A 14190-nucleotide genomic window follows, 5' to 3' on the forward strand; every position below is an offset into this window, starting at 1 on the left:
CCGAAACGACGGCATTCCAGCATTGGAATGCTCAGCCCCATCCAGTTTGAGACACGACAGACGTCGCCTCACCACGGCGGCTGACACCACACCCAACGTGTCCGGAGAACGGGGTCAAGCTCAAGTGCGGCTGCGCGGCTGGTGATCTCGTGCGGGTGTTTGGTCGGCAGCCTCGCCCGACGGCTGGTTGCGGGCTGCGTGGAGAGCGTGTTGCGGGGGACTCCGTTGGCTGGTAGGCGGTGCCTGCGTTGTGGTCGGGCGAGGGTGCGGAGGGCAACGGCGCTGGATTAGACCGGGTGGGCCGCGTGTGGGGACGCCGACATGGCCGCTGCTCGCCCGAGTCTGTGCATACGCAATGTCAATCAGGCTGTTGTGGCGCGCTGTTGTATCGGTGCGGGACCGCTGGGTCTCGTGGAAGATCCGGAGCGGCGGGAGGAGTTGCCCGGGGCGCGGTGCGGCTACCGGCGCGGTTGTCGACCGGCGTGCTCAGCTTGGCGTCGCGGCGAGGTGGCCAGCGAAGTTGAACTCGCCGTCGAGCGCTCCGGCAACGAAGGCGGACCATTCGGCCTGGTCGAAGCGCAGTTCCACGCCGGTCTGGACGGACCGGACAAGGGTGTCGGCGCCCATGGGGGTGATGGTGGCGACTCCGTTTGTGCTGGTCAGGCCGTCGCACGCCTCGGCCACGAACGCCGACCACGCCGGGAGGGAGAAGGTGATCGTGCCGCTTTCGGGGTGCTTGCTGTGTCGGATGACCACGCCGCTGGTTGTCGGGGCAACTTCCACGCAGTTCTCGCCGTTGCTGCTGCGGCTGGAGGTCCGCCACGCGTGGCGATCGACGGTGGCCATGTCAGTCCTCCGAACTGGTATCGAGGGCGGCGATTCGCGCGGCGATGGCATCGGCGGAGCCAGACACCGACAGCGCGGCTGTGCACAGCCGATCCGCTGACAAAGTATACGCCGCAACCTGATCTTGGTCTTGGACGTAGATGGCTCCGGTGGGGTACTCGATGTAGCCGATGCTTTGGGCTTCGTCGAAGTCGAGCAGCAGGAAGTCACCGTCCAGCCCATCGTGCACGGCGACGTCGACCGGCATGACGTGCAACTCGACGTTGTCCCGCTGCATGAGGGTGAGCAGGTGCTCCAGTTGGGCGCGCATGACCCGCGGACCGCCGACGATGCGATCAAGCACGTACTCCTCGATCACGGCGCGGAACCGCAAGGGGTTGGTGTCGTCGGTGAGGCGTTGGCGTGCCATGCGGGCGCGGACGACCTGTGGGGCGTCCATCGGCGGCACGCGCAGGTTGCCCACGAGCAACGCGGCAGCGTAGTCGGCCGTTTGGAGTTGACCGGGCAGCAACAGGGACTCGTAGCTGAACTCGGAGGCGGCCAGTCCTTCCAGACCGACGAAGGTCTTGAACCAGTTGGGCAGTACGTCACCGAAGGGCGCCCACCAGGTGCCCTGATCGGCGCGGCCCGCCAGCGATGCCATCCGGTCGACGTGTTCCACGTCCGCGCCGTAGGCACGCAGCAGGGCGGTTACCTCGTCCGGTTTCTGCTGCGTCTTGCCGGTCTCCAAGTAGTTGATCTTCGCCTGGCTGCAACCCAGGACCTTGGCGGCCTCGACCTGCTTCAAGCCGGCACGCTCGCGTGCCACGCGCAGGTCGTGGCCGATCAGGAAGCGCAGCGCGGACGGGTCTGCGCGGTGGTCCGCCACTGAGTCCCCTCCCGTATCTCGGCCTGGTCACACAGAGTGTGGCATCCAGCCCAGCGAACAACATCAGGTACACCCGTTTGATGTATGGAGCGTTGTATATATACGGGATAGCTTGCAGGGGTACCGACAACGGAGACGGTACCGCGTCGGGTGTGACGCCATCGCGGAGCCCCTTGCGGCGGCACGGGGGTGCGCAACCGGCACCTACCGCCCGACGCGCCGAGCCCGGCGGGGCCGGGCCAGTCCCCCGACCTGGCCCGGCTTCGCCGGCCACCACCCGCCCGAACTCCGGTTCGAGGTGCGGGCGCTGACAGCGGGGAGGGCGATCATGCGGCAGACGCGACACAAGCTCGGCCAGTGGGCAGCAGCCTGCCGGGACATCGCCCGACGGCGGCGAGAAATCCTGGTGGTGCCCACCGAGGACCAGCGGGTGGCCCTGATCGTTCCGCCGGGCGAGGCCGCCGTTTTGGAGCCGCTGGAAGTCGGCCGGCTCCGGGCGGCTCTGCGGGATGTCGTTCTGGCCCTGGACCACACCCGCACGCCGGAGCAGCGCGAGCAGGGCACGCAGCCGGTGCAGGTCAGCGTATGAGCACGTCCACGCAGGTCATCGCGCTAGTGATCGCGGCAACGGCATTCGGCATCCGCCTGGCTGTCGTGCTGCACCAGGCGCGCATTGAGGAGCGCATCGCTGCCCGCCGCTCGCACGGGGAGGGGCGCGGATGACCGGCTTGTCTGCGCAGGTCGCCGACAGAGTGGGCCGGCTCCTGCACGCCGAAGGGTTCCGGCCCTTGCCCGATGTCAACGACGACGGCGAACTGATCGGCACCCGCCTGTGGCGGGTACGCGCCGGGTACGTGGAATACCTCGCCTTGCGCCCCAACGGGTTCGCGCACGCTGTCCGTGTCTGGGCCGCCTTCGACTACCGGCAACCGACCGAGCACGGTCCCGTGCTGGAGTACCGGTCCGGCTACGTCGTGAACGCCGTGGACTGGTTACTCGACAGCGCCGACGCACCAGCCAGTCGGCTTGCCCGGCCCTACGCCCCGCCCAGCGCCGAGAACCTCCGTCGGGAGCGTGACGAGGGGGATGGCACCGGATGACCTGCCGGGACCACGGGCCCGCCATGGCGGGGCACCCAGACGGTCGCTAGACGGCTGTCTTGCCAGCTTCCTAGATTCGATGCGGAAGATCCTCTGACGGGGGAAGGCTCCTACGTGGTGACGATTGCCGTCAATCTCGCGACGAGCCGACCAAAAAGATTTGATCGCGAGGATCGGATGAGTCAAGGTGAGTCTGTGTTACCGCTCACAGCGGAGAGATTGTTCCTGTCGTTGACGCCGCACCTCGCCGGCGAGCCCCGCCCCACGTCGCATCGCAAATTTGTGTGCGCGAGCCACGGTCCTACCGTAGTTACCAGTTGAAGGGAGTCAGAACGCATGAGTATCAAGCAATTAACAGGTATTCGCAGTATTCGGACGTTGTATCTGCAACTGCTGTACCGTTGCAACTACAATTGCCTGCACTGCTTCCACGGGGAAAACCTGAAGCGCAGGGACCGCATCACGGCTACTCAGGCATTCGAGATCATGTCGCACTTTGTCAGCGAGTATGCGACAAGCCGAGTTGTTCTGCTTGGCGGCGAACCATTTCTGCATGACGCCATCGTGCCGATCACCGCTGGCGCTCACGACCGGGGTCTCTACACGGAGATTTGCACCAACGGCCACCAGGTAGTACGCCGCAAGCTGACATACATGGTTGACACACTCGATCGGCTCCGTGTTTCGCTAGACGGACTACGCGAAGCTCACGATGATATTCGCAAGGCCGGAAGTTACGACGATGCAGTGAAGACCATTAAGCACGCCATCGACCTCGGCCTCAAGGTCGGGGTGACGCTGACGGTCACCAGCCGCAACGTTGAAGACCTACCACAGTTGGTCGAAGAGATAGCTGATCTTGGTGTCGGTGAATTGAAGCTGCATCAGCTCCGTCCCGTGGGCAACGCCGAAGGCCGCACTGATCTGCTTGTCGAAGACAAGAGCACTATCCAAGCCAGCCTGGAAAGGTGCTCATCGAGGCTGGAGTTGGTTCTCGATGATGACCTGATCGACCTTCTCGACGGGCTGCCTGCGCATTGTGATCAGGACGCCGACCCGGAAGAGAGTCTCGCCCGAATCGAGATGAGCCCTGATGGGGCTCTCACCATGTCATGTAAGGCTGTGGGTCGGAACGCGCACGCCTTTGTGTGGGACCTAGCCGAGGGCGGCATCGAGTATGTTCCATCAGAAAACAGCGAGATCGCCCTGGCTATCCCGGACGTTCGTTATGTAACCCTAACGAGGAGCTGATCTCAACAACTTTGGGAGTGAGCCATGCGATCAGAATGGAAAGACACGCGTACCTTCTTCCCCTTGTTTATCGAACACCTTAATCAAGACCCCACGATCGAAACTGTTGTGGTTGTGGGCGCTGCCGACGGAAAGTTCGTTCTTCCCTTGCTCCGAGCTGGCTACAGCGTCACGGCGATCGAAGTGAACAATTCAGCAGTACACGGATACGGCGATACTCGCAAAGGCAAGGCCGCGGAACGCTATTCAGGCGGCGGGCTGACGGCCGCCGCCCGCGAGGTCGGACTGCAAGATAAGCTGACCATCGTCAACGCCGATGTCAGGACCGCCGACATCTTCCCGCGCGACGCCTTGTGGACGAGCTGCTCGTGGCACTACTCGCTCAACCATGACCAGCCACTCAGCCGGTTCTTTGACGCCATGAAACGATGCGTTCGACCGGGCGGGATACTCGGCGCGGAGTATTTCATGCCAGTGGCGCCAAAGCACGTCGAGACCGAACACTACCTTGAACAGGGCGAGGTGTGGCGCTATCTGCAAGGCTGGCGAAGAAATTGGGAAGCATACACGCCCGTTTTTGTCGAGGCTCCCCATTTAGGCCAGCCGGATGTCCACGTACACCGAATGGGCTTCTTCATCGCTACATCAAGCGGGTGAATCACTGTCGAGCGCGTGACGAGTGTGATACTCTTCGTGTTTTCCTAAGGTAGGCTAGCCCGCGCGTGATCTAGGGAGGATAGTCGGTGGACGATGAGATGCTGTTCTTGCCACGTGATTTCCGCCGGCTAGAAACCGCCATAGCCGACTTTGACGAGAAGTACAGGACCCATCTCGGCTCGATCGGTGAAACAGCCGATATATCCAGCGAGACGTGGCACGACAACCCCGCTTTTGATGAGATGCAACAGTTGGCCAAGTCCTCGTATGGCCAGCTCAAGCGGTTGGAGGCAATCCGCAACCAGGCGAAGGTCCTCACCGAGAGACCCACCGCGGAGACCGTCCAGATCGGTTGCCGCGTCCGCTACCACCGCACCGACCTCGGTGGTCTCGAAGACGAAGTAGTCATTGGCAGCTCTTTTCTCGTGGAAAGCGCAGACGACGAAGTCTCGGCCAGTTCGCCCATCGGCCAACTTTTACTCGGTGCCAAAGTGGGAGACGTCGTCAAGGGAAAGATCGCAGACCGCGCGGTTACCCTCACCATTAAAGAGATCACCGTGGCCGACGAATACTTCGACTAGTCTGGTCCGGATACGCCATAGCCGTCGTATTCTGGGCCACCAACCATCCAGCGCATGGGGGTTACACGTGTCATCTTCCGACTCGACGGCGCTCTTTGTGGCACTTGAGGGACTGAGCGGCACTGGGAAGACGACGACAGCACCGTTACTCGCCAAGGCACTTAATGCGGAGTTCCTGGATACCCTCGTGGACGACTTCGAGCCGATTCGGAGAAAGCTCGACGCAAGCGAGAACGTCATGGCTCGAATGCACTTCTGGATGATGGCCAACTACATAATCTCCGACATCATCCGTGAGAAGTTAGCCATGGGGCGCAGCGTTGTCATCGAAAGCTACTTTTACAGAACCCTGGCTACGCATGGAGCGATGGGTGCCCGAATCTTACCGGAGGTGGATTGGGACATCGCAGTTCGTCCCGACCTCACCGTGCTACTGATCATAGACGAGAACGAACGACGACGGCGCCTCCAAACGCGAGACGGTTGTCAGTACCGGAACAGATGGCATCGACTCGGCGCTGAAACAGTGGACGCTACACAAGAGCTTTATTCTCGGTACAACTTGGCCCCGCTCGACGTCACCGGACTCCCACCGGGTAAAATAGTGGAGGAAATCGTGCAGATAGCCAAGGTCATGAAGCGTAACCCAGCCGACCTGATGACCTCCTCTTGTCATCGTCTTGAGTAACCGGGGGGTAGTTCTTGAAGCCGGAATACGAAGCCCGCTTCTGCAACATTGACGTTGAGGCCACTACCGATCGGCTAAAGCAGCTTGGGGCACGCTGTGTCATTCCGAAGACTCTGATGAAACGGATGGTCTTCGAGAATGCCCACCTCAGAGCGAAGCGCGGCTGGCTTCGTCTTCGCGATGAAGGTCAATCTGTCACCCTCACCTATAAGCAATCGACGGCCACCACCTCCGCAATTGACACCCTCCTTGAAGCCGAGGTTGGCATCAGTGACTTCGCCGGGGGGCAGCAGCTACTAGAAGCTCTCGGATTTGAGCCGCTGAGGTACCAAGAAAACTATCGCGAAGAGTGGGCACTGGATGGCGTCAAGCTCGACTTCGACACATGGCCGGGCTTGCCGACCTTCCTTGAGATTGAAGGCCCGAACGAAGAATCAGTCAAGCTCGCCGCCAAGAAACTCGGGCTCAATTTTGCCGATGCCACCTTCGGGAGTGTCGACGAGGTGTACTCGCGTGAGTTGGGTATCGACATCCTCCAGAAGCCCGAACTCACCTTTGACTGCCGCTAAACACTTAGGGCACGGAAGCTACTGCTAGGAACGCGCCTCATCGCCGTGCGCCGATAATTGTCGACGGGTTGTGGTCGCGCCACGAGCCCTTCCTCCGGCGGGTGCGTGCCGGAACTGCTCACCTCTGCGTCTTGACCGAGCACTACTGTGCGTGCCGCATCCTGCTCACCTGATCGTCGGTACCCCTGGCCTGCACGAGCCGGTCACGATCGCGGGTGAGGAGGCACTCCGGTTGGTCGGGTTCGGGGCTGACGTGGCCGGAGGAGCGCGGTGTCGTCGGGGGACGCGTCGCGCACGGCGCGGGAGGGCCGGCGTTGAGACAGCGCCGGCCCTCCTCCGCCGACACATGCCACCGGAGCACCGACGGTTGCGCCGCTGAGCGCCTCACAGCGGCGAGAACACAGCCTGGCTGGCGCCCAGGGGCGCGGGGATGCCCACAGCCCGCGGCAGGGGGCCGCAGAAACCGTTGCTTCTCCTCGATAACCACTATTCCTTGCGGCTGGGGTCGGCGGTGGCGCACCGGCTGGATTGAAGGAGCAGAAGCAAACTTCTCGCCCCAGCGCCTTGAACTCCTCCGCATACAGAGCGTCCATCAACGTCGCGATCAGCCCGCCCCGGGCTGGGCGACGTTGAGGAGGACCACGATCATGGCCGCATCCAAGCAGGGCCGGGCGAACAGCGCGGCGGACGGCGTGGCGGCAGCCGTGCCGGCGGTCGAGCGGGTCCACGCCGCGCTGACCCGGCAGCGGGGCCAGACGGTGGCCGAGATCGCGGCGGCGCTGGGGTTGGGGCGCTCGACGGTGGGCAAGGCGTTGGTGGCCTTGGAGTCCGCCGGGCGCGCCGAACGCAGCCGGGGAGACCGCCTCGGGGCGCGCCGCGCTCCGGATTCCTGGCGGCCGGCGGAGCCAGCGTGCCCGCCGGAACCCCACCGCGCTGCGGCCACCGCCAGTACGGCCACCGCCGCGAGCGGCGTCGGCGAGGCGACGCTCTCGGCGGCCGGTGCGACCGCGCCGGGTCCGATCGCCCCGGTGAGCAGCGGGGCCGAGACCGTCGTGGGCGTGCCCACGGACGCCGACAGGGCCGTGGGAGCGGGGTCGGGGCGGCTTGGGCGCGGGGCGTTGCGGTCGCTGGTGGCGGAGTTCCTCGCTGCCCATGTGGGGGAGGAGTTCACCGCGTCTCGCATCGGTCGGCGGTTGGGGCGTTCGGCGGGGGCGGTGGCCAACGCGCTGGCGGTGTTGGCCGGCGAGGAGACCTCGCCGCTGACCCGGGTCGGCGACGGCCCGCGCCGCTACACCCACCGGGAGCCGGCGTGAGCCGCACCCCGGCGGTGGGCCGGGATTGTGTGGAGGCGGTGCTCGCCGCCCTGGCCACTGGTCGGGGTTGGCGGGCCACGGCTCTGGCGCGGGCGCTGTACTTCGAGCCCTCCACGGTGCGCCGCGCGCTGACGCGCCTGGAGACCGCCGGGCTGGTGCGGCGGGAGCGTTGTCAGGACGCGGATCGGCGGGGTGTGCCCTGGTCCTGGCGGCTCGTGGTCCCCGTCGAGCACGCCCAGGCGGTGCTGGCCGCACACCGGCCGCGCCGCAGGCGGTTGCCGGCTGGTGAACTCCGGGCGCGGGTCGCCGCGCACCTCGCCGCGCATTCGGAGCGGGCGTTGACGCCGGGGGAGATCGCCCGCGCGCTGGACGGCCGGGCGTGGGCGGCGGTCCGCGACGCCGCCGAGGCACTGGTCGAGCAGGGCCACGTCGAGCGCGTGGGCCGCGACCCGGTGCGCTACCGCCTCGCCCAGGGCCGAGAAGCACCGCGAGCACGTGGCTGCTTGCGTGAGCACGCGGGCTGTTAGCGCACGCGGTCGAGGAAGCGTACAGCGATGAGCCCGCGTTCCGTGCCGCCGTCGAAGGTGACCCAAACCAGGGGTTCCATGGCGGGCAGCAGGGCGTGGTCGTCGGCGACGGTTCCGGTGCGGTGTTGGTAGCGGCCGAAGCGCACCCGCACGCGCGTCCCGACCGGCAGCACGGGAGGCAGGTCCTGCATGAGTCGGCACGCTACGCCCACCGGGGGCACGAGGACCCGTGCCGCGGGTGTTGGAGGCCCGTCCAGGGGGCCGTTGGCCCCACCGTCGAGGACCCCGTTGGGGCACCGTCTTAACGACGGCGGGTCAACGGCCCCCGCGTAAGTCGCCTTGATGCAGGTGGATGGCGTGATCGAGGAAACTAACACGGCCCAGGCTGGTCACGATAACCACCGAGTCTGCGGTCCTGGGGCGAATCCGTGTGCCTGGTCGCCGAGGGAGGTCGGTGGTCTTTGCTGGTGCAATGTGAATCCGGGCGCGAAGCCGTGCTGTAGAGGGACGTGACAGCCACACCCTCCGCGCAGCACGGCGACGCCGAGGGGAGCGATTCGCGTGACGCGGGACGCTCCTCACCGGAGACGCCGCTTGATCCCGTTCGGCCCGTCCAGATTCCGCATCCCCGCCGGTCACCCGAGAACACCGAAGCGCGCACCGGCACGCACGCGAACAGCGGGACGTGGAGCTACCGTGTCCGCCGGAAACGGGCTGGTCAGTGGACCTTCACCGGCCACCTCGTGCCCGTTGCGCCTGCCGACGCCGAGCGGGTTCGCGGCGAGCTGGCCCGCGTGGTCCAAGACCTTCTGGTCTGGGCCGATGCGACCCGAGCCACCGAGACCTGATCACAACAACGACAACGACGGCGACCTTTTCGGTCACGTTTTGGTCGCGGGGCTGGATTTTCGGGCCGAAATTCGGAGTCGGGGGGAGCGCGGGCTTTTCCCAACTGGGAGGTGATCACGGGTTGGCTGTACTGATCGCGATGGGCTGCCTTCGGCATGGCGGGCAGGAGTGGCCGGTGGCGGTGATGACGCCTGACCGATCCGGTGTGACATGCACCACTCTATGGGGCGTCGCTGTCCAGTAACGCCGTGATTTTTGGACTTCGGGGGTGCAAGGCGGTTTCCGGCTCGGAGAGGACGTGAGTGTCGTGATCATGCTGTCGCGTTGTTGGCCTCGTGGGATCTCACCGTTGCCCGCGGTGGTGCCGTGCCGTTTCGGTGGGCGCGGCTTGTTGCGGGCGAGGTGTCTTGTCGGGGGCTGGAATCCGGACTTCGGGGTGCACAGCGTCGGTCTGATTGGTGGTGGTGATGATGATGGTTGACCGACGAGACAACGAGGGCCATGGCCGCGCGGCTGGCGCGGCGGGTGGGGCCGCGGATGGGGCGGCGTCTGCGGTGCGTCCCAGGACCGCAGGGGCATCCGCAGGGGGCCTTGTCCCCAACGGCGCAGGTCAAAGGGCGGACACGGGGCGGCGGGCGGGTCTCCGACTGATTGGTCACAATCAGTCTCATTCCACGTCGGGCGCGGGCAGGCGTGGTCGCCGAGCGGCGATGCCGGCGGCTGGGGTGCCGGACGGGGCGTTGTGGGCCAGGTTGACGCCTCGGGACCGCACCGTGCTGGAGTTGGTGGCGGAGCATCAGGTGTTGACCACGGAGCAGCTTCGTGCGTTGGTGTTTCCGTCGATCTCGCGGGCGCAGCATCGGTTGTTGGATCTCGCGGAGGCGGGTGTGTTGTGGCGCACGCAGCCGTATCGCGCCGAGGGCGGCTCGAAGCCGTTTCACTACCTGCTGGGCTATCGCGGTGCCGAGTTGTTGGCCGCGCAGCAGGGAACGAGTCCGCCGCGTCCGTCGGCGCATGCGGATCGGTTGCGCCGCATCTTGGAATCCCCGCGCCTGGGGCATCTGTTGGGGGTGAACCAGTTCTTCGCGGATCTCGCGGGCTACTCCCGCCGTGCGGGGTTGGGCACGCCGTTCTCCCCGGCCGATGGCCGACCGCGGGGCGAGGGCCTGCACACCTGGCGGTCGGAGAAGTGGATCACCGAGTTCTACCAGCACAAGATCACCCCGGACGGCTACGGCTGCTGGTACCAGGACGGCCGGTGGCTGGGGTTCTTCCTGGAACACGACACCGGCACCGAACCGCTACGGCGGGTCGCCGACAAGCTCGACCGCTACACCGCCGGCTCGGATGACCGCTACAGCGACGGGTGGGAGATGGCGCGGCAGTTGGCGGGCATGGTGCTGTTCTGGGTGGCCAGTCGCCGCCGCGAGCAGGGCTTGCGCAAAGCCTTGCAGGCCAAGCACTCCGTCGTGCCCGTGGCCACCGCCTCCCGGGATCACGGCGACCCGGATGGCCCCGCCGGGGAGGTGTGGTCGGTGGTCACCCCGGACCCGCACCGCGCCCGGCGGGTCCGCCTCGGCGAGCTGCCCGCCATGATCGGCGGTACCATCGACGACGGCACTCCCACCGTCCTGCACGAGCTGGCCACCCGCCCCGGCCCGGTCCTCGACCGCGACGATGACCGCGACGACGACAGCAGCGGCGAGGCGGCGTTTCGTGACGGGCTGACCGACGAGATGCGCGAGGCCAACCGACACGGCATCGACATCGGTGACCTCGTGCTTACCGACCCCGAGGAGGACACCACCACAACAACCACGACGGCACACGCGCCGCGCGTGGCCTCCACCGGGCTGACCCGGCACCGGTGGAAGCGTCCCGCCTGAACCCCTGCCCAAACAGATGATCGTCTGGGCTGTCGTGTCGACCCGCCCGCGTGTCTCGCTCGTGGCGAGACCACGCCGAGACCGCAAGCGAGACACCGAGACCACCCCGAGCGAGACGAGACCACCCGTCTCACCCGGTCTCGTCCGCGGTCTCGCCGGTGGTCTCGCCGAGCGCGTGGGCGGTGAGAGTCCAGAACGACGGCCGGTGAATTGCTGGCCCCGACGGGTGCCTGAGAGCAGTCGGGGAGTCGAAGCCCACCGGCCCACCAACGCCGACACCGCCAGCCACCACAGCGCGCGTCATGGCGCGCGCCCGCAACGCCGAGAAAGCCTGACAGGCCACGGGGTTCGGGTGATCCGCTGGCGTGTTGTCCGCTGCGTCGACGGTTGCCTGCCAGCCGACCAGCCGCCCGCGACCTCCCACCCAAGCCAGTGGGCTCGCGGGCACACCGGAGGTGCCCGATGTACCCCCACCACAACACCCCCGATGAATCCGACGACACAACCGGCGAGGACCACACACGCGGCGGTGACGACACCGATGGCGTGGTGATTCCGCTGCCTCGCCCGGCAGCGGATGATGATATTGAAAACCTCCCCAATATCGGCTCTGACCAGCCAGTTTGGTGGTATGATCAGCAGCGACAACGCGGCAGTGACCGGCAATTTTCCGGTTACGTGGCCCCAGTTTTCGGCACCGACGGCGAACAACTCCGGAGTGACCTCGCCGCGATTATTCGTGACCTTCTGGACTGGGCAAACAAGCAATCCCGCAAAGAGTCTACTGAGGACGGTGAAGCTGCATGACAGCATCCGATGAGCCCGTGGTGAACCCGCCAGCCCCCGCGCTGACGCGGCGGGCCGCGTCGTTGTCGGCGCGGGTGCCGGTCTCCGGACCGTCGGGGTTGTCGGACTACGCCGTGTCGCCGCTGGGGTTGCCCACAGCGCTGTTGGGTGATGAGGTGCGGGTGGCCTTCCTCGGTCGGACCTCGACCGATGACCAACAGGACCCGCGGCAGTCGCTGCAGCGGCAGTTGGGCAACTGTAAGACCGCCATCCCCGAGTCGTGGGTGATCGTGGCGCATTTCTACGACGTCGAGTCCGGGCGCATGGAACTCGACCAACGCGGCCACGGCACCAACTACGAACGCTTCGGCATCCCCATCGCCCGCGACGGCGGCATCACCGACCTGCTCGACGAGGCCGCGCACCCGGGGCGGCGGTTCGATGTGGTGATCTGCGAGTCCGTGTCCCGGGTCGCCCGCCGCACCTACGAGGGGTTGTCGGTGGAGCGGGAGTTGGAGCGCGCCGAGGTGCCGCTGTTCGCCTCCAACGAACCCATCACCCTCTCCGGCAGCCGGGCGCAGCGGATCTTGCAGCGGCGGATCAACCAGTCGGTGGCCGAGTACGAAGTCCTCAACACCCTCGAACAATCCTGGGGCGGGCTGTGCACCCACGTCCGGGAGGGCTGGAACATCGGCAAACCCCCCTACGGCTACCGCGCGAAGGTCTACCGGCACCCCAACCCCACCAAAGCTGCCCGCGGCCACACCAAGACCCGGCTGGAACCCGACGGCGTGCGGGCCGAGACCGTGGCGCAGATCGCGCAGTGGCGCTACCACGAGCAACTCGGCTACGACACGATTGCCGAGCGCTTGAACGCCGACCCGGTGAAGTACCCGCCGCCGGAGCCACCCGGGAGGGTGCGGGCGCGGGGTGCGTGGGGCAAGACCAGCGTCTACGAGGTGCTGACGAATCCGAAGTACACGGGCTATCAGGTGTTCAACCGGCGCGCGTCCCGCTCCCGACGGGGCAAGGTCAACGACCCCGTCAAATGGGTGTGGTCGGCCGACCCGACCCATGAGCCGTTGATCCCGAAGTGGATGTTCGACGAACTCAACGCCCGCCGGCAGGCTCGGCGCGGTTCCCGGGACGGCAACGCCAAGAACACCCACCCACAGACCCGGCGGACCTATGTGCTGCGGGGGATGGTGTTCTGCGGCTGCGGGCGGCGGATGTTCGGCAACCACCGGCACAACTCCGCCTATTACATGTGCTGGCCCCGCAACAACAACCGCGGACGGCCGGACAAGTACGCCGGCCACCCCAAGGCGGTCTACCTCCGCGAAGACGCCATCCTCGACGCGGTGTCGCGGTTCTTCGCCGACCGCGTGTTCGGCCCGCACCGGCGCGAGCTGCTGGCCGCCGACCTGGACCAGGTGGATGACCGGGCCGCCCGGCAGCGGCAGGCCGAACGGGAACGGCTCCAACGTGCCCTGGCCGACATCGCCCGCCGGCAGCACTCGATCCTGCGGCAAGCCCAGGACGGCGACCCCGACGATCCCTTCACCAAGGGACTACGCGGCGGCTACAACGACCTGGAAGCCCAGAAGACCGCCACCCTGGCGGCCGTCGCCGAGTTGGACGCCGCCGACGAGGTCGAGCCGGCACGGCCGACACCGGGGGACGCTGAGCTGTTGGACGCGCTGCCCTACCTGGCGGTCAACCTGGCCGACGCCCCCGAGCCGCTGCTCCGGCGGCTGTTCGAGATCACCCAACTCAGCGTCCGCCTGCACGACGACAGCGACGAAGTGACCATCACCATCAAGCTGCCCGCCGACGAACTACCCCAGATCGCCCACGCGGCAGAAAGGATCACCATGCCATCGACACGAGAAACCCCTGGTCAGCAGGACACAGGTTCTCGTGTAGATGCTGTACGTGCCCCCGGCGGGGCGCAACACAGACGGTCCCGCCCGTGACCAGCGCTTTCCGGCTGGCAGACTCGTGATCGACGGGAGTTTCGTCGTTCCCGAGCCGGGTGGTGGGCGCTGATGGGTGCTTCTCGCGAGGCTGTGGTCTGGTGGGTCACGATGATCACGGCGACGGTCATCGCGCTCGCGTTCCTGTTTGGGTTCGGCAACGTCCTGAGTTCTCTGAACTTGATCTTTGTTGGGGTTGGGTCCTCCGGGGCCGGCTCGGTTGTGGTCGGTGTCGTCAGTGGTCGGTTGTGACTGTGGGGATGCCGAGTTCGATGGGGCTGCGTTGTGCGGGG

General features: G+C 66.2%; 17 protein-coding genes. 14 read left to right on the plus strand and 3 right to left on the minus strand.

The annotated features are described in order from the left end of the window. Positions 1–486: 486 nt before the first annotated feature. A complete protein-coding gene (locus FFT21_RS27310) occupies positions 487–846 on the minus strand; it encodes a DUF397 domain-containing protein (protein WP_137816799.1) in 360 nt (119 codons plus the stop codon). Between the two features lies 1 nt (position 847). Beyond that, positions 848–1714, minus strand: coding sequence for a helix-turn-helix domain-containing protein (locus tag FFT21_RS27315; RefSeq protein ID WP_137816800.1), 867 nt, complete (start codon positions 1712–1714; stop codon positions 848–850). A gap of 328 nt (positions 1715–2042) precedes the next feature. Between FFT21_RS27315 and FFT21_RS27320 the strand changes: the two genes are divergently transcribed. The 10 genes from FFT21_RS27320 (at position 2043) to FFT21_RS27360 (ending at position 8400) form a co-directional block, all read left to right on the plus strand. Continuing rightward, positions 2043–2303, plus strand: coding sequence for a hypothetical protein (locus tag FFT21_RS27320; RefSeq protein WP_137816801.1), 261 nt, complete (start codon positions 2043–2045; stop codon positions 2301–2303). Next, entirely contained in the window at positions 2300–2437 is a 138-nt protein-coding gene (locus tag FFT21_RS29020) for a hypothetical protein (protein ID WP_153816591.1), read from the plus strand. The genes FFT21_RS27320 and FFT21_RS29020 overlap by 4 nt, the downstream gene beginning before the upstream one ends. After that, positions 2434–2814 carry a hypothetical protein gene (locus FFT21_RS27325; protein WP_137816802.1) on the plus strand — a complete coding sequence of 127 codons (381 nt, stop codon included), beginning with the start codon at positions 2434–2436 and terminating at the stop codon, positions 2812–2814. The genes FFT21_RS29020 and FFT21_RS27325 overlap by 4 nt, the downstream gene beginning before the upstream one ends. A 336-nt stretch (positions 2815–3150) precedes the next feature. Beyond that, positions 3151–4065 carry a radical SAM protein gene (locus FFT21_RS27330; RefSeq protein WP_137816803.1) on the plus strand — a complete coding sequence of 305 codons (915 nt, stop codon included), beginning with the start codon at positions 3151–3153 and terminating at the stop codon, positions 4063–4065. A 63-nt stretch (positions 4066–4128) separates the two neighbouring features. Continuing rightward, on the plus strand, positions 4129–4722 hold the full coding sequence (locus FFT21_RS27335; protein WP_192909787.1) for a class I SAM-dependent methyltransferase: 594 nt from the start codon (positions 4129–4131) through the stop codon (positions 4720–4722). An 86-nt stretch (positions 4723–4808) separates the two neighbouring features. Further along, on the plus strand, positions 4809–5303 hold the full coding sequence (locus FFT21_RS27340) for a GreA/GreB family elongation factor (protein WP_137816805.1): 495 nt from the start codon (positions 4809–4811) through the stop codon (positions 5301–5303). Between the two features lie 67 nt (positions 5304–5370). Further along, the gene (locus FFT21_RS27345) at positions 5371–5991 is read left to right on the plus strand and encodes a nucleoside/nucleotide kinase family protein (RefSeq protein WP_192909788.1); all 621 of its coding nucleotides are present in this window, start codon (positions 5371–5373) and stop codon (positions 5989–5991) included. 125 nt (positions 5992–6116) lie between these two features. Then, the gene (locus FFT21_RS27350; protein ID WP_225978811.1) at positions 6117–6560 is read left to right on the plus strand and encodes a class IV adenylate cyclase; all 444 of its coding nucleotides are present in this window, start codon (positions 6117–6119) and stop codon (positions 6558–6560) included. 647 nt (positions 6561–7207) lie between these two features. Next, positions 7208–7873: a hypothetical protein gene (locus tag FFT21_RS27355; RefSeq protein ID WP_137816808.1), complete on the plus strand. Its 666-nt coding sequence runs from the start codon at positions 7208–7210 to the stop codon at positions 7871–7873. Further along, positions 7870–8400 carry a MarR family transcriptional regulator gene (locus FFT21_RS27360; protein WP_137816809.1) on the plus strand — a complete coding sequence of 177 codons (531 nt, stop codon included), beginning with the start codon at positions 7870–7872 and terminating at the stop codon, positions 8398–8400. The genes FFT21_RS27355 and FFT21_RS27360 overlap by 4 nt, the downstream gene beginning before the upstream one ends. Here the strand turns inward: FFT21_RS27360 and FFT21_RS27365 are convergent. Continuing rightward, positions 8397–8591 (minus strand): hypothetical protein, encoded by a 195-nt coding sequence (locus FFT21_RS27365; RefSeq protein WP_137816810.1) that lies wholly within the window; start codon positions 8589–8591, stop codon positions 8397–8399. The two genes, FFT21_RS27360 and FFT21_RS27365, sit on opposite strands and share 4 nt — an antisense overlap. Positions 8592–8909: 318 nt before the next feature. Here FFT21_RS27365 and FFT21_RS27370 point away from each other — a divergent pair, with 318 nt between their 5' ends. The 4 genes from FFT21_RS27370 (at position 8910) to FFT21_RS27385 (ending at position 13897) form a co-directional block, all read left to right on the plus strand. Further along, positions 8910–9248, plus strand: coding sequence for a hypothetical protein (locus tag FFT21_RS27370; RefSeq protein ID WP_137816811.1), 339 nt, complete (start codon positions 8910–8912; stop codon positions 9246–9248). Positions 9249–9707: 459 nt separating this feature from the next. Then, entirely contained in the window at positions 9708–11135 is a 1428-nt protein-coding gene (locus tag FFT21_RS27375) for a replication-relaxation family protein (protein WP_225978812.1), read from the plus strand. 462 nt (positions 11136–11597) lie between these two features. After that, positions 11598–11942, plus strand: a complete 345-nt coding sequence (locus FFT21_RS27380) for a hypothetical protein (RefSeq protein WP_137816812.1) — start codon at positions 11598–11600, stop codon at positions 11940–11942. Then, complete coding sequence (locus FFT21_RS27385; RefSeq protein WP_137816813.1) at positions 11939–13897, plus strand: recombinase family protein; 1959 nt, start codon at positions 11939–11941, stop codon at positions 13895–13897. Before FFT21_RS27380 ends, FFT21_RS27385 begins: the two co-directional genes overlap by 4 nt. Positions 13898–14190 lie beyond the last annotated feature (293 nt).

It is taken from the genome of Gandjariella thermophila (genome assembly GCF_005405885.1).
Taxonomy (GTDB): domain Bacteria; phylum Actinomycetota; class Actinomycetes; order Mycobacteriales; family Pseudonocardiaceae; genus Gandjariella; species Gandjariella thermophila.